The sequence below is a fragment of the Leucobacter sp. HNU genome (assembly GCF_047946755.1).
GTDB lineage: Bacteria > Actinomycetota > Actinomycetes > Actinomycetales > Microbacteriaceae > Leucobacter.
This window is the reverse complement of sequence record NZ_CP178837.1, coordinates 2,056,018-2,070,415: the sequence shown is the minus strand read 5'-3', so window position 1 is coordinate 2,070,415 and position 14,398 is coordinate 2,056,018. Positions and strand designations below refer to the sequence as shown.

Below are 14,398 nucleotides of genomic sequence, written 5' to 3'. Positions count from 1 at the left end.
CGGACAGGCGTTCATCCGGTATCCCGGACACCTGTCGATCGAGAAGGCCGCCCTGCTAAGATGAGCCCAAATGGACGCCCCAGCCCACTCTCAATCGGACCCTCCGAGTACCAACCGCGCTGAGGCGCGGATCCCCATGCGGGGCCGTCGATGAACGACGCCATCGCTTTTGCACTCGGCATACTGCTGACTTTCGGAACCGGCGTGTTCGTCGCGGCCGAGTTCTCCCTCGTCGCACTCGACCGTCATGAGCTCGAACGGCGCCGGGATTCCGGCGAGCGCGGGCTCGAGCGCGTGATCAACGCGCTCCGGCACACCTCCACGCACCTCTCCAGCGCGCAGCTCGGCATCACGCTCACGACGCTGCTCGCCGGGTTCCTGCTCGAGCCGGTGCTGAGCGCCTGGCTCGACGGCCCCATCGGCGCGCTTGGAGTGCCCGAGCCGCTGCGTCGCGCGATCAGCGCGCCGCTCGCGGTCGCGCTCGCAACGCTCTTCTCCATGGTGGTCGGCGAGCTCGTGCCGAAGAACTTCGCGCTGGCGAAGCCGCTGGGCACGGCGCGGTTCGTCGTCCCCATGCAGGCCGCGTTCACCGCGGTGTTCAAGCCGGCGGTGCTCGTGCTGAACGGCAGTGCGAACGGCGTGCTGCGGTCCATGGGCATCGAGCCGAAGGAGGAGCTCTCGGGCGCCCGGACGGCGGAGGAGCTCTCCTCGCTCGTGCGCCATTCGGCGAGCGCCGGCCTGCTGGAGGCCGACACCGCGACGCTGCTCGACCGCACCCTGCGCTTCTCCGAGCTCACCGCGGCCGACGTGATGACGCCGCGGCTGAAGGTGGAGAGCGTGCAGCGCCTCGAGCCCGCGCAGGCCGTGCTCGAGATCGCGGGCCGCACCGGCTTCTCCCGGTTCCCCGTGATCGACGGCGACCGCGACGACGTCGTCGGCGTCGTCCACGTCAAGCAGGCCGTGTCGGTGCCGCGCGAGAAGCGCGGGGAGGTCCCCGCCGCGGCACTGGCCGAGGAGGCCATGCGCGTCCCCGAGACCATGCGGCTCGACCAGCTCCTCGGCGAGCTGCGCGGTTCGGGCTATCAGCTCGCCCTCGTCGTCGACGAGTACGGCGGAACGGCCGGCATCGTCACCCTGGAGGATCTGGTCGAGGAGCTCGTGGGCGAGGTCGCCGACGAGCACGACCGCGCGCAGGCCGGTGTGGTCGGCACCGCGTCCGAGCTCACCTTCCCGGCGGATCTGCGCCCCGATGAGGTCCTCGACCGCACCGGTATCGAGATCCCCGAGCACGACGGCTACGACACCGTCGCGGGCTACGTGCTGCAGCAGCTCGAGCGGATCCCCGTGGTCGGCGACGAGGTGCTGCTGCCCGAGGGCGGCCGGCTGCGGGTGGAGCGCATGGAGGGGCGCCGCATCGCGCGACTGCGGTACTTCGCGCCCGCCCCGGCGACCGAGACCGGATCCGAGACCGACGAGCGGGAGGCCCGCGCATGAACGACTGGCTCGGAATCCTCTGGCTGGTGCTGCTGCTCATCGCCAACGCCTTCTTCGTCGCCGCGGAGTTCGCGGTCATCTCCGCCCGGCGCTCCCAGATCGAGCCGAAGGCCGAGGCCGGCTCGAAGCGCGCGAAGACCGCGCTCTACGCGATGGAGCATGCGACGCTGATGCTCGCGACGAGCCAGCTCGGCATCACCGTCTGCTCGCTGCTGATCCTGAACGTCTCGGAGCCCTCGATCCACCACCTGCTGTCGGGCCCGCTGAGCTGGACCGGCCTCTCGGCCGAGGTCGTCTCGGTCGCGGCCTTCGTGATCACCCTGCTCGCCGTGTCGTACCTGCACGTCGTGTTCGGCGAGATGATCCCCAAGAACGCGGCGTTCTCGATGCCCGATCAGGCCGTGCTGCTGCTCGCGCCGCCGCTCGTCTGGATCTCGCGGATCCTGCGCGTCGTGATCGCTGGCCTGAACGCCACCGCGAACGGGGTGCTGCGCCTCTTCAGAGTCGAACCGAAGAACGAGTCCAACAGCACGTTCACGCTCGAAGAGGTCGCGAACATCGTCAGCCACTCGACTCGGGAGGGCGTGCTCGAGGACCGCAGCGGAGCGCTCTCCGCAGCCTTCGAGTTCACGACGAAGCAGGCGAAGGACATCCTCGTGCCGCTCGACCGCCTCGTATCGCTGCCGATCGGCGCGACGACCGAGGACGTCGAGGCCGCGGTGACGAAGCACGGCTTCTCCCGCTACCCGATGCGGGACGCCGACGACGCGCTGGTGGGCTACGTGCACATCAAGGATCTGCTGCGCCTCGGCGCCGACCGCATCGCCGAGCCGATCCCTCCGAAGCGGATCCGGGAGCTGCTCACCATGCATCCCGAGGCGGAGCTGGAGGACGTGCTCGCGCGCATGCAGGCGCGCGGCGTGCACCTCGCTCAGATCCGGGATCGGGACGGTCGGATCCTGGGGATCGTCTTCCTGGAAGACGTGATCGAGGAACTGGTCGGCGAAGTGCACGACGCCACGAGGCGTCAGCGGTTCGCCGACTGAGCTCAGTTCGTCGCGGAGAGCTGAACCGACGCGTCGATGCTGCTGGTCGAGCCGAGCATCAGCTGGAGCGCGGGGGGCAGGGTCTTCGGGATCTCGATCGACAGGTCGAGCCGATCGTGCCCCTCGCCCACCAGGTGCGGTGTGACCGAGACGTTCGTGCTGACCGGGGGCTGATCCGCGACGGTGAGCCGGCCCGAGACGGTGACGGGATCGTCGTCGCCAGCGCGGCGGAGGACCACGGGCTCGGTCAGGGCGAAGTTCAGCTCCGGCCCGTCGGCGAGCCGTGCGTCCACTGTGGCCTCGGTGATCTCGCTCGAGCTGACCGTGATCCTGCCGCTGACCGTCACCCCGTGCTCGCTCAGGATCTTCAGGGTCTCGGGCTTCGTGATGGCGAGTCCGGTGACGCGGTGCTCGGTCGCCGCCTGCTCGTCGAAGATGCCCGAGCCGTTCTCCGCCCGGAGCGGGGGGCTGACGGAGTGCGACGGAGCCTGGGCCGCCGCGCAGCCGACGAGGCACAGGGGAACCGCGAGGGTCGCGGCCACCTTGGCACGGGATGTGCGCGCAGAACGACGCATCTCTCCTCTTTCTCTCCCGGTGGGACCAACTCAGGAATCCTAGGCGGGCGAGGTGGGAGCGTGCTGAGCGCCGCACCGGACCCGGCGGAGCGCCGGCCCGCGAAGCGGTGGTGGGTCAGGCGGCGAGGAGCCGCTCGAGCTGCGCCCCGACGAGCGCGGATTCGATCAGGAACGCATCGTGGCCGAACGGGGATTCGATGCGGGTCGCCCGATCTCCGTCGAGACTGCCCGGCGCGTGCTCCGCGATGAGGTCCTGGCCGTCGATCGTGAACAGCCGGTCGCTGGGGATCCCGAGCACGAGGGTGGGGAGCTCGAGGCGCTGCAGCGCCGCTTCGACGCCGCCGCGTCCGCGTCCGATGTCGTGCGAGTTCATCGCCTGGACGAGGGCGACGTAGCTGCCGGCGTCGAACCGCCGGGTGAACTTGTTGCCGTGGAAGTCGAGGTAGGACTCGACCGCGAACCGACCGCCGCCGCCGAGCGGGCTGACGGCGGACTGCCACGCGCGCCCGAAGCGCTCGTCGAGTTCGGTGTTGCTGCGGTAGTTCAGGAGCGCGAGCCGCCGCGCGGTGGCGAGGCCGTGGTGCGGACCCACGCCGTCCGGGGCGTCGTAGTAGTTGCCGCCGCGGAACGCGGGATCCGATCTGATCGCCTCCAGCTGCACGAGGTTCAGGCCGATCTGGTCGGCGGTGGTGACGGGCGGCGCGGCGATGACCGCGAGGCGGTCGGTGCGATCCGGGTGGCTCAGCTGCCACTCGAGCGCGTGCATGCCGCCGACGGAGCCTCCGACGACGGCCCGGAAGCGATCGATGCCGAGTCCGTCGACGAAGCGCGCAGCCGCATTCACCTGATCGCGGATCGTGAGGTAGGGGAATCGTCCTCCCCACTCGCGCCCGCTCGGGTCGAGCGACGCCGGGCCGGTCGAGCCCTGGCAGCCGCCGAGCACGTTCGGGGCGATGACGCAGTAGCGATCGGTATCGAGCGCCTTGCCCGGTCCCACGATCTCGGCCCACCAGCCGTCGGTCGGATGCCCGGGCCCTGCCGGGCCGGCGAGGTGGCTGTCGCCCGTGAGCGCGTGGAAGACGAGGATCGCGTTGTCGCGAGCGGGTGAGAGGTCGCCGAAGGTCTCGTAGGCGATGCGGGCCCCGGGCAGCGTGTCGCCGGCCTCCGTGACGAAATCGCCGATCGGCAGGAACTTCCGCGAGCCCACCGGATCGCCGTCCCGCCAGGCCCCCGAGATCGGCGGGCGTCCGATGAGGGCGCGCAGCTGCGCGTCGGTGATGAAGTCCGTCGGAAACGAATCCTCGGGCGTCTGCCAATCCATGCTGTCCATCCTGCCGGGGTTCGGGAGCGCGCGAGCGAATGTTACGCGTACGCTGAGCGGCATGACGGAGACTGCGCAGGCCGACGAGATCCGGGAGCGCCTCGCCGCGCTCGAGGACCCGAGAATACGAGCGGTGAACGAGAAGCACGGCGACGCGCACGGGGTGAATCTCACCCGCCTGCGAGCGGTCGCGAAGGAGGCGGGCCGCGATCCCGCCGTCGCCGCAGAACTGTGGCGCTCGGGGGAGGCGGCGGCGAGGCTGGTCGCCGTACTCATGCTCCGGCCGCGGGACCGGGATGCCGACGGCTACGACGCGATGCTGCGCGAGGCCGGATCGCCGAAGGTGCAGGACTGGCTCGTCTCCTACCTGGTCAAGAAGAGCCCGAGCGCGGAGGAGCTGCGGCTCCGCTGGATCGCGGATCCCGACCCGGTGGTCGCGAGCGCCGGGTGGGCGCTGACGACCGAGCGCGTCGCGAAGCGGCCGGACGGGCTCGACCTCGACGCGCTGCTCGACGAGATCGAGCGCGAGATGCGGGATGCGCCCGAACGACTGCAGTGGGCCATGAACTCCTGCCTGGGCGAGATCGGGATCCGGGATGCCGCACGGCGCGAGCGCGTGCTCGACATCGGCGAGCGGCTCGGGGTCCTCGAGGACTACCCGACGCCGCCCGGATGCGTGTCGCCCTACGTGCCGATCTGGGTGCCCGAGATCGTGCGGCGGAACGGCGGCTGAGGCTCAGCGCGTTTCGAAAAGCGACGGGCCCGGGTCGCTCCCGATTCGAGAGCGACCCGGGCCCGTCGGGGACCGATTCCCGCTACGCGGTCGCGCGCGCCTCCGAGACCGCAGCGCGGGCCGCGGCGAAGCCGGCCTCGAGGTCGGCCTTCAGATCGTCGACGTTCTCGATGCCGACCGACAGGCGGACGAGGCCCGGCGTGACGCCCGCCGTGAGCTGCTGCTCGGGCGTCAGCTGCGAGTGGGTCGTCGACGCCGGGTGGATGATCAGACTGCGGACGTCGCCGATGTTCGCGAGGTGGCTGAACAGCTCGACGTTCTCGACGAGGGCCTTGCCCGCGTCGACGCCGCCCTTGAGCTCGAACGAGAGCACGGCGCCGACGCCCTTGGGGGCGTAGCGGTTGGCCGCCGCGTACCAGGGACTCGTCGGCAGGCCCGCGTAGTTGACGCTCGCGACGTCCGGGTGGTTCTCGAGCCACTCCGCGATCTCCTGCGTGTTCTGCACGTGACGCTCGATGCGCAGCGACAGGGTCTCGATGCCCTGGATCAGCAGCCAGGCACTGTTCGGCGCGATCGCCGACCCCAGGTCGCGCAGCAGCTGCACGCGCGCCTTGATGATGTAGGCGAGGCCGTCGCCCACCGCGGCCGTGTACGAGGCGCCGTGGTAGGACGGATCCGGCTCGGTGAGGCCCGGGAAGCGCTCGACGTTCTCCGACCACTTGAACGTGCCGCCGTCGACGATGATGCCGCCGAGCGTGGTGCCGTGACCGCCCAGGAACTTCGTCGCCGAGTGGATCACGAGATCGGCGCCGTGCTCGAACGGGCGGATCAGGTACGGGGTCGCGATCGTGTTGTCGACGATCAGCGGGACGCCGTTCTCGTGCGCGATGTCGGCGACGGTGCGGATGTCGAGGATGTTGATCTTCGGGTTGCCGATCGTCTCGGCGAAGAACGCCTTCGTGTTCGGGCGCACCGCGCGCTGCCACTCGGCCGGATCGTCCTGGTTCTCGACGAAGGTGACCTCGACGCCGAGCTTCGCCAGCGTGTACTTGAACAGGTTGTAGGTGCCGCCGTAGATCGAGCTCGACGAGACGAAGTGATCGCCGGCCTGCGCGATGTTGAGGATCGCGAAGGTCGCCGCCGCCTGACCGCTGGCGAGCAGCAGCGCTCCCGTGCCGCCCTCGAGCGCCGCGAGGCGCTCCTCGACGACGGCCTGCGTGGGGTTCATGATCCGGGTGTAGATGTTGCCGAACTCGGCCAGCGCGAAGAGGTTCTTCGCGTGATCGGTGCTGTCGAAGACGTACGACGTCGTCTGGTAGATCGGCACGGCGCGCGAGTTGGTGGTCGGATCGGGCTGCGCACCCGAGTGGACCTGCTTGGTCTCGAAATGCCAGGCGGCGGAATCGGTCATGAGAGGCTCCCCTTTTGGATCGGTTGCAGCGAGCGTACGGAGTCGGCACCGCAGGAGGAAGCCTCCCGGACACCGGGCGTAACAGGCGCGATAGGCTGCACAGCGGGCCGGCGACGGCTGAGCACGAGGGAGGCGGCATGGTGGAGCGGCGCGTAGTGGTGACGGGCGCGAGTTCGGGGATCGGAGCCGCGACCGTGCGGCGATTCGCCGAGCTCGGCTGGCAGACCGTCGCGGTCGCGCGGCGCGAGGACCGCCTGCGTGCGCTCGCCGCCGAGACCGGGGCGCATCCGATCGTGTGCGACGTCACCGACGAAGCGCAGGTCGCCCGCATGGCCGCCGAGGTCGCCGGGACGGGCGGCGCGACCGGGCTGGTGAACAACGCCGGCGGCGCGCTCGGCACGGAGTCCGTCGAGAGCGCGCTGAACGAGGACTGGCGGCGCATGTTCGAGGTCAACGTGATCGGCCTGCGCACCGTGACGGCCGCGCTGCTGCCGGTGCTGAGAGCCGGCGCCCGAGCCGGTATCGAGGCCGATGGTCCGGGCTGGGCCTCGATCCTCAATCTCACCTCGACCGCCGGACACAGCGCCTATCCGGGCGGCGGCGGGTACAACGCCGCGAAGTATGCAGCGCACGCCGTCACCGAGGTACTGCGCCTCGAACTCGCCGGCGAGCCGATCCGCGTGATGGAGCTCGCGCCCGGGCTCGTGCACACCGAGGAGTTCACGCTCAACCGCCTGCGCGGGGACGCGGAGGCCGCGGCGAAGCCCTACCAGGATGTCACCCCGCTCGCGCCCGAGGACGTCGCCCGCGTACTCGTCGGGGCGTTCGAACAGCCGCCGCACGTCAACCAGGATCTCATCGTGATCCGCCCCGTCGCGCAGTCGAGCGTGTTCCACACCCACCGCGGACCGCTCGTGCCGAAGGCGGAGGCGTGAGCGTGGCGATGAACCTCGCGGAGCTCGCGGACAACGGCTACCTGGCGCGCGACTGGGCGGAAGCCCTCGAACCGATGGGCGACCGCCTCGCCGAGCTGGGGCGATTCCTCAACGCGGAGCGCGCCGACGGGCAGCAGGTGCTGCCCGCGGGCGATCGGATCCTGTCGGCGTTCCAGCGGCCGCTCGCCGACGTGCGCGTGCTGATCGTCGGGCAGGACCCGTACCCGACGCCCGGCCATCCGATCGGACTGTCCTTCGCGACGGCACCCGACGTGCGGCCGATCCCGCGCAGTTTGCAGAACATCTACAAGGAGATGCGCGAAGACCTCGGCATCGAGCCCGCGCCGCACGGCGATCTCTCGGCCTGGGCCGACCACGGCGTCATGCTGCTCAACCGAGTGCTGACCGTGCGCGCCGGCGCGCCGGCGTCGCACCGAGGAAAGGGCTGGGAAGCCTTCACCGAGCACGCGATCCGGGCGCTCGTCGCCCGCGGCGGTCCGCTCGTCGCGATCCTCTGGGGCAACGACGCTCGTTCGCTCGGGCCGATGCTCGGCGACGTGCCGCGGATCGAGAGCCCGCATCCGTCGCCGCTGTCCGCGTCGCGCGGCTTCTTCGGCTCGAGGCCGTTCAGCCGCGCGAACGCGGCGCTCGAGGCGCAGGGCGCCGCGCCCGTCGACTGGCGGGTGGCGCCGGCCGCCGGCTGAGCGCGTTCAGTTCCGCCGGCCCCGCGAGGAGCGAGTCGAAGCCAGGACGTCCGCGGGTTCGACTCGCAAGTTCGCGGGGCCGGCGGAAGTTCGCTAGTGCCCGCCGCCCGTGTACGGGCCGAGCACCGCGAGCCGCTCGAGGTGCGCGGACAGCGCGAAACGCGGATCGATACCCGCGTCGGCCGGCGACGATCCGGTCGCGAGTGCGGCGGCGAACTCGCCGAGTCGCGGCGAGAACTTGAAGCCGTGGCCCGACAGGCCCGCGACGGTGACGACGCGTCCGCTCGCGTTCACGTCGACGACCGGCAGACGATCGGGCGTGTAGGCGCAGTGGTGCACGCTCTGGCGCACGGGCTCCGGGTTCACGCCGTCGAACAGCTCGGCGGCGCGCTGTCCGATCTTGATGAGCTCCTCGCGGGTGTGCGACGTCGGCACTTCGGAGGGATCGCGGAACACGGGCCACTCGGGGTTCGTGCACGCCTTGAACGCGTAGCCGTCGAAGCTGGGGGCGCCGAAGAAGTGCACGGGGCCCGAATCGCGCAGGAACGCGGGGAATCGCTCGGGAACGAAGGCAGAGGGATCGCGCGGCATGAACCAGGTGAGACCCAGCACCTGCAGGCGCAGCAGGTCGTGCAGCTCGGGGGAGAGGCGGCCCGACCAGGACCCCGACGCGACCACGACGCGATCGGCGAGCCAAGAGCCCTGCGTGGTGCGCACCACGACCCCGCCGGCGCGCTCCTCGATCCCGAGCACGGCGGTGTTGAAGAACAGCCGGGCACCGTTCTGTTCGGCGATGTCGAGCGCGCTCATCACGGCCACCTCGGGACGGAGTCCGCCGCCGTGCGCGTCGAGCAGGCCGATGTCGCCGTCCTGCACGAGGTGCTGCGGGTACTCGCGACGCAGCTCCTCGGTCGTCAGGGTGCGGTGCGGGATCCCGAACTCCTGCACGGTGCCGAGCGCCGTGACGAGATCGGGGAATCCCTCGGGGGCGATGCTCAGGCAGCCCGCCTCGAGGTAGATGCTGCGCCCCGACTCCTGCTCGAGCTCGCGCCACAGATCGCGCGAGCGCTGGATCATGCCCACGTAGGTGCCGCCCTCGTGGACCGCCGTGCGGAACACGCGGGATTCGCCGGCGTAGGAGCCGTGCGAGTGCACGCGGCCGTACTGCTCGATGCCGACGACGTCGACGCCCTCGTGCGTGCTCAGCTGCCACAGGGCCATCGAGCCCACCGTGCCGGCGCCGATGACGACGACGTTGGTCTTCTGCAGGTCCATTCGTTCCTTCTTCTCCGCTGCTCGTGTCGCTGTTCGGTTCGTCGGGTCGAGCTCAGGCGAGGGCCGGCTCATCCCAGAGCTTCAGTTTCGTGCCGATACCGCGCTCGACCGCGTTGCGGTACACGCGGGTGGCCCACGCGACGTCCTCGACAGGCATGCCGCCGACCGAGTAGATGAAGATCTCGTCGTCGTTCGTGCGGCCCGGGGTATCGCCGTCGATGATCTCGCCGAGGTCCTCGAACTGTTCGGGGGTCATGCGTCCGTCGCGCACGCGGTCGACGAGGTGCATGCCCCAGATGCCGACGACGTCGTGGGCGTTCCCCGGGATCTCGGAGGCCCAGGCCTGGTAGATGCTGCGCGCATCGGCGACGTGCCGGGCCTTGCGCACCAGGCTCTCCTCGACCGCCAGGTGCGCCGAGCAGAGCACGAGCGCGCCCGGCTTGACCCATGCCTCCTCGACGGTGGGGTAGTTCTCGGTGCCGGAGGGGCTGGGGATCGCGATGCTGACGATGTCGCAGCCCTCGACCGCGCTGCGCAGCGAATCGACCTGCTCGATGGCGGTGAGCTGCGGGAACTGCTGCTGCGCCCAGGCGATGTAGGCGTCGATGCTGCCCTGGCTGCGACCGAACACGCGGACGGTGTCGATGCCCGGGCGGACCGCGATGAGCGCCTCGAGCGAGGTGCGGTTCATGGGTCCGGGTCCCGCGATGCCGACCACGCGGGCGTCCTCGCGAGCCAGGTGGCGCGCGCCGATGCCCGGGATCGCGCCGGTGCGGTAGGCGCTGAGCAGGTTCGCCGACATGTGCGCGAGCGGGGCGCCGGTGTCCTTGTTGTTCAGGGTGAACATGAGGATCGATCGCGGGAGTCCGATCTTGCGGTTCTCGACGTTGGAGCCGTACCACTTGCACCCGGCCATCTGGAAGCTGCCGCCGAGGTAGGCGGGCATCGCCATGAAGCGGCGGTCGGGGCCGTCGAGCGGCATGCCGGCGAAGGGGGACTCCTTCGGGAAGTAGATCTGGGCGCCGTGCAGATCGTTCTCGATGCCCGCCATGCGGTAGTCGCCGCGCTTGAACTCGACGAGCATCTCGCTCATGGTGTCGACGCAGGCGGCCATGTCGGTCACGCCGGCGGCGATCATGTCGGGTTCCGACAGGTAGAGGAATTCGATGGCGGTGTTCGGCACGGCGGTGTGTCCCTTCGCGGTCTGGTCTCGTGCATCCCGCCGGGCGCTGGCCGACGGCGATGGAGGCGCTTCAGCCTAAGACTATCCAATTGGATAGTCAAGAGCGCGGGTGGGGACGCGGTGCGGATCTCCGCGGAGGTGGGAGGCGGACGGAGACCGGCCTATGCGGCGGCGGCGACGAGCGCCCGGATCCGCCGCAGCGCAGCACCCGCGTCCTCGGGCAGCACCAGCTGCTTGAAGACGATGCCGTCGAGCGCGAACCAGATCAGCTCGGCGAGCTCGGGGTCCTCGACTCCGAGGCGCGCGAGCTGGCGCGTGATGGCCTCGTGGTAGGCCCGGTAGTGCCGCTCGGCGAGCGCGCGCAGCTCGGGCCGCCGGCGCGACTCCAGCAGCAGCTCGTACTGGAACGACTGGATCTCGCTGTCGCGGTCCGCCAGCGATTCGATTCCGGCTGCGAAGGAATCGACGGTGAGCCCGCTCTCGAGCATGTTCGAGCCGCGGAGGCTCTCGTCGATCGCGAACTCCATGGCCTCGGCGATGAGCTGGTCGCGGCTCCCGAAGTGGTGCCGGACCAGGCCGTGCGACACTCCCGCCTCGGCGGCGACCGCGCGGTAGGTGAGCGCGCGCAGGCCTCCCGAGGCGACCACCACGATGGTGGCGTGCAGCAGGGCGGTGCGGCCGGAGGCGTCGTTCATGCGTTCGAGCGTAGCGGTGGCACGGAACGGGGCCCGCCGGCAGAGCGAGCGGAGCGAGTCGGAACCGCGGCACCTCGGGTTTCGACTCGCTCCGCTCGCTCAACCGGCAGAGCGGGGCGCTCAGCGCTCGTCGACGACGCCGATGAGCTCGGTGCCGTAGGCGCCCGGCTCGGTGCCGTGGCCGATCTGCTGGTAGATCTCGGGCTTGCGGCGCTTGAGCGCCCGGCCCCAGACGATGCCGACGATGCCGGCCAGGACCACGATGATCGGCAGGACGTAGGTGCCGAACGTCGGCTCCTGCTGCCCGAGCTGCACATGGAAGTTCGCGATGATCATGACGAACACCCAGGCGAGCAGGAGGCCCGAGACGAGCGGGGCCACCATCGTGGTCCATACGCCGAGCCCGCGCCGGTCCCTGCGGAAGAAGCCGATGACCGCGGCCGCGATGACGGCCATCAGGAGCACGAGCCCCATGGCGCCCGTGTTGGTGAGCCAGGTGAACATGGTGAGCACCGGGTACAGGAAGCTCTGCTCGCCGAGCGCCGCGGCGCCGCCGAACACCTCGCCGGAGAAGATGAAGCCGACGGTGACGACCAGTGCGATGACCGTCTGCGCGACGGACCCCGCCCAGGGAGCGCCGTGCTTCGACGTCCCCGCGAACCAGGTGGGCAGCACGCCCTCGCGGCCGAGCGAGAAGAAGTAGCGGGCGACCGCGTTGTGGAACGACTGCAGCGAGGCGAAGAGGCTCGTGAGGAACAGGATGTTCATGATGTCGACGAAGATCACGCTGACGTGGCTGTTCATGAAGACGAACATGAGATCGGGGCCCGACTCCTGCGACTTCGCGACGATGTTCGAGGGGCCGATGCCGACCGAGAACGCCCATGCGCTGAACGCGTAGAAGAGGCCGATGATCGCGACGGCGGCGTAGGTCGCCCGTGGTACGGTCCGCTTCGGGTCCTTCGCCTCCTCGCCGTAGATCGCTGCGCCCTCGAAGCCCATGAACGCGGCGACGCCGAAGACGAGCACGATGCCGAGCGACGGGCCGAAGAGCTCTGCCGGGTTCAGCGTGGTCGTCGAGACGCCCTCGGGGGCGACGGCGAGCGAGACGACGTCGAACACGATCACGACGAGGAACTCGAGTGCGACGAGCACGCCGAGTACCTTCGCCGAGAAATCGATGCGGTTCACGCCGAGCACGCCGACGACCACGATGCAGAGCAGGATCCACAGCCACCAGGGCGACGAGAACCCGAACTTGGCCTCGAGGAACATCGACAGCTGGAAGCCGAAGAGTCCGTACACGCCGATCTGCATCGCGTTGTACGAGACGAGCGCGATGAGCGAGGCGCCGACGCCGATGGGGCGGCCGAGGCCCTGCGAGATGTAGGCGTAGAACGCGCCAGCGTTGGTGATGTAGCGGCCCATGGCGGTGTATCCGACGGCGAAGACGGTGAGGATCACCGCGATCACGACGAAGCCGAGCGGGACTCCGAGCGAGCCGGTCACCGCGAACGAGGTCGTCACGCCGCCCGCGACCACGGTCAGCGGTGCGGAGGCGGCGATGATCATCAGGGTGATGGACGGCACGCCGAGCGTCCGGCGGCTGAGACCCGGGTCGTGCGTCGCCGGGGCGTCGGTGGTTGGAGCGGTCATGAGCAGGTCATCCTTCCCGCGCGCAGCGTCGTCGCGCGCGCCGGCGTCGTCGCCGATGAGGTTCGAGTGCCCCCGAGTCTAGGAAGGCGGCGAAGGCATGGCCTGGTCGCTGCGCGCACAGGCCATGTCCGAAAGCGCTCAGCTTCAAGCATTCCGGTCGGCGGTCGCTCGGCGGTGCTCCGCCGAGCGGCCGGAACGGCTCAGGCGCTCGCCGCGAACGCCGCGCGCACCTCGTCGTGGGGCAGCGCGAAGCTCTCGTGCCCGTCCCGCCCGACGGTGTCCTCGGCGGCCACGAGCGCGTTGACCACGGCTTCCTCGGTGGCCTCGACGACGGCCGCGTAGAAGGGGTCGATCCGGCCCCAGGCCAGATGCGAGAGCCGTTCGACGTCCGGGCCCTCGGTGCTCATGCGCGAGCCGAGCGCCCCCGCGTTCGCCGTCGAGAAGGCGAGGAAGATGTCGCCCGAGAAGTGGCTGCCGGTGGTGCCGGTGCGCGCGAGACCGAGGGGCACGCGGCGCGCGAGAGCCGCGCACTGCTCCGGGAGCAGCGGGGCGTCCGTCGCGACGATCACGATCACGCTGCCGGCGCCCGCGACCGCGCGGGCGCCGGGACCGGCTTCGCGCTCGAACCAGCCGCTCGTCTCCATCGGATTCGGTGCCTGCGAGTCGCGCCCCAGCGGGCGGCCTGCGACCCGGAGCTCCGAACGGCTTCCGAAGTTCGCCTGCAGTAGCACGCCGACCGTCCAGCTCCGGTCGCCGATCCGCACCACACGCGAGGAGGTGCCGGTGCCGCCCTTGAAGCCGTAGCAGTTCATGCCCGTCCCGCCGCCGACGTTGCCCTCGGCGACCGGGCCGCCGTTCGCCGCATCGAGCGCCGCCGTCGCATGCTCGGGGCGCACATGCTCGGCGTTGATCGAGTTGAGGTAGCCGTCCCAGGTCTCGCCGACCACGGGGAGCATCCACGCCGCCGCGTTGCCCGGGTGGTGCTCGGCCATCCAGCGATCGATCCCGGAGTGCACGGCGCCGACCGCGTGCGAGTTGGTGATCCCGATCGGGGTCTGGAACTGACCGGACTCCTCGATCCAGCTGCGGCCGGTGAGCTCGCCGTTGCCGTTGAGCACCGCGACGCCCGCCGCGCAGGGGAGGCCCGCGTGCTCGCGCCCGCGAGGGAGGATCGCCGTCACCCCGGTGCGGGCGGGTGCCGGTCCGTCGGACACGATCGTGCTGAAGCCGACCTCGAGGCCGGGAACGTCGGTGATCGCGTTCCATCTGCCGGGTTCGCCGTCGAACGGGACGCCCAGGTCCCGTGCACGGATCGCGATGCCGGCTTGCTCGTCAGCGCTGAGCGAGTCTTCAAACATTGTTCAATCCTC

At 70.4% G+C, this 14,398-nt stretch carries 13 protein-coding genes; 5 read left to right on the top strand and 8 right to left on the bottom strand.

The window, feature by feature from the left end; genetic code table 11:
• Positions 1-150: 150 nt before the first annotated feature.
• Positions 151-1,494, top strand: coding sequence for a hemolysin family protein (locus AB3K78_RS10220; protein WP_416442935.1), 1,344 nt, complete (start codon positions 151-153; stop codon positions 1,492-1,494).
• Complete coding sequence (locus tag AB3K78_RS10215; protein ID WP_416442933.1) at positions 1,491-2,540, top strand: hemolysin family protein; 1,050 nt, start codon at positions 1,491-1,493, stop codon at positions 2,538-2,540. Before AB3K78_RS10220 ends, AB3K78_RS10215 begins: the two co-directional genes overlap by 4 nt.
• Before the next feature lie 2 nt (positions 2,541-2,542).
• On the opposite strand, the gene AB3K78_RS10210 is transcribed toward AB3K78_RS10215, so the two are convergent.
• The gene (locus tag AB3K78_RS10210; RefSeq protein WP_416442931.1) at positions 2,543-3,082 is read right to left on the bottom strand and encodes a hypothetical protein; all 540 of its coding nucleotides are present in this window, start codon (positions 3,080-3,082) and stop codon (positions 2,543-2,545) included.
• A 148-nt stretch (positions 3,083-3,230) separates the two neighbouring features.
• A complete protein-coding gene (metX, locus tag AB3K78_RS10205) occupies positions 3,231-4,436 on the bottom strand; it encodes a homoserine O-acetyltransferase MetX (RefSeq protein ID WP_416442929.1) in 1,206 nt (401 codons plus the stop codon).
• A gap of 61 nt (positions 4,437-4,497) precedes the next feature.
• Here metX and AB3K78_RS10200 point away from each other — a divergent pair, with 61 nt between their 5' ends.
• Positions 4,498-5,169 carry a DNA alkylation repair protein gene (locus AB3K78_RS10200; protein ID WP_416442927.1) on the top strand — a complete coding sequence of 224 codons (672 nt, stop codon included), beginning with the start codon at positions 4,498-4,500 and terminating at the stop codon, positions 5,167-5,169.
• An 82-nt stretch (positions 5,170-5,251) separates the two neighbouring features.
• On the opposite strand, the gene AB3K78_RS10195 is transcribed toward AB3K78_RS10200, so the two are convergent.
• Positions 5,252-6,580: a bifunctional o-acetylhomoserine/o-acetylserine sulfhydrylase gene (locus tag AB3K78_RS10195; RefSeq protein WP_046456553.1), complete on the bottom strand. Its 1,329-nt coding sequence runs from the start codon at positions 6,578-6,580 to the stop codon at positions 5,252-5,254.
• Positions 6,581-6,717: 137 nt separating this feature from the next.
• On the opposite strand from AB3K78_RS10195, the gene AB3K78_RS10190 reads away from it, so the two are divergent.
• Both AB3K78_RS10190 and AB3K78_RS10185 read left to right on the top strand, forming a co-directional pair.
• Positions 6,718-7,515: an SDR family NAD(P)-dependent oxidoreductase gene (locus AB3K78_RS10190; RefSeq protein ID WP_416442925.1), complete on the top strand. Its 798-nt coding sequence runs from the start codon at positions 6,718-6,720 to the stop codon at positions 7,513-7,515.
• Between the two features lie 2 nt (positions 7,516-7,517).
• On the top strand, positions 7,518-8,219 hold the full coding sequence (locus AB3K78_RS10185) for a uracil-DNA glycosylase (protein WP_416447343.1): 702 nt from the start codon (positions 7,518-7,520) through the stop codon (positions 8,217-8,219).
• A gap of 93 nt (positions 8,220-8,312) precedes the next feature.
• Here the strand turns inward: AB3K78_RS10185 and solA are convergent, their stop codons facing one another.
• The 5 genes from solA to AB3K78_RS10160 all read right to left on the bottom strand — a co-directional run bounded on the left by solA (position 8,313) and on the right by AB3K78_RS10160 (position 14,386).
• Entirely contained in the window at positions 8,313-9,494 is a 1,182-nt protein-coding gene (gene solA, locus AB3K78_RS10180; protein ID WP_416442923.1) for an N-methyl-L-tryptophan oxidase, read from the bottom strand.
• 52 nt (positions 9,495-9,546) lie between these two features.
• The gene (locus AB3K78_RS10175; RefSeq protein WP_416442921.1) at positions 9,547-10,677 is read right to left on the bottom strand and encodes a tyramine oxidase subunit B; all 1,131 of its coding nucleotides are present in this window, start codon (positions 10,675-10,677) and stop codon (positions 9,547-9,549) included.
• A 161-nt stretch (positions 10,678-10,838) separates the two neighbouring features.
• Positions 10,839-11,372, bottom strand: a complete 534-nt coding sequence (locus AB3K78_RS10170) for a TetR/AcrR family transcriptional regulator (RefSeq protein WP_416442919.1) — start codon at positions 11,370-11,372, stop codon at positions 10,839-10,841.
• 120 nt (positions 11,373-11,492) lie between these two features.
• Complete coding sequence (locus tag AB3K78_RS10165; protein ID WP_416442917.1) at positions 11,493-13,028, bottom strand: APC family permease; 1,536 nt, start codon at positions 13,026-13,028, stop codon at positions 11,493-11,495.
• A 200-nt stretch (positions 13,029-13,228) separates the two neighbouring features.
• A complete protein-coding gene (locus tag AB3K78_RS10160) occupies positions 13,229-14,386 on the bottom strand; it encodes a P1 family peptidase (protein ID WP_416442915.1) in 1,158 nt (385 codons plus the stop codon).
• Between the last annotated feature and the right edge of the window lie 12 nt (positions 14,387-14,398).

Bases quoted from the DNA above. Each gene is read 5' to 3' on its own strand.
- AB3K78_RS10220 (WP_416442935.1), top strand. From the start codon at position 151: ATGAACGACGCCATCGCTTTTGCACTCGGCATACTGCTGACTTTCGGA.
- AB3K78_RS10215 (WP_416442933.1), top strand. From the start codon at position 1,491: ATGAACGACTGGCTCGGAATCCTCTGGCTGGTGCTGCTGCTCATCGCC.
- metX (WP_416442929.1), bottom strand. From the start codon at position 4,436: ATGGATTGGCAGACGCCCGAGGATTCGTTTCCGACGGACTTCATCACC.
- AB3K78_RS10200 (WP_416442927.1), top strand. From the start codon at position 4,498: ATGACGGAGACTGCGCAGGCCGACGAGATCCGGGAGCGCCTCGCCGCG.
- AB3K78_RS10195 (WP_046456553.1), bottom strand. From the start codon at position 6,580: ATGACCGATTCCGCCGCCTGGCATTTCGAGACCAAGCAGGTCCACTCG.
- AB3K78_RS10190 (WP_416442925.1), top strand. From the start codon at position 6,718: ATGGTGGAGCGGCGCGTAGTGGTGACGGGCGCGAGTTCGGGGATCGGA.
- solA (WP_416442923.1), bottom strand. From the start codon at position 9,494: ATGGACCTGCAGAAGACCAACGTCGTCGTCATCGGCGCCGGCACGGTG.
- AB3K78_RS10170 (WP_416442919.1), bottom strand. From the start codon at position 11,372: ATGAACGACGCCTCCGGCCGCACCGCCCTGCTGCACGCCACCATCGTG.
- AB3K78_RS10165 (WP_416442917.1), bottom strand. From the start codon at position 13,028: ATGACCGCTCCAACCACCGACGCCCCGGCGACGCACGACCCGGGTCTC.
- AB3K78_RS10160 (WP_416442915.1), bottom strand. From the start codon at position 14,386: ATGTTTGAAGACTCGCTCAGCGCTGACGAGCAAGCCGGCATCGCGATC.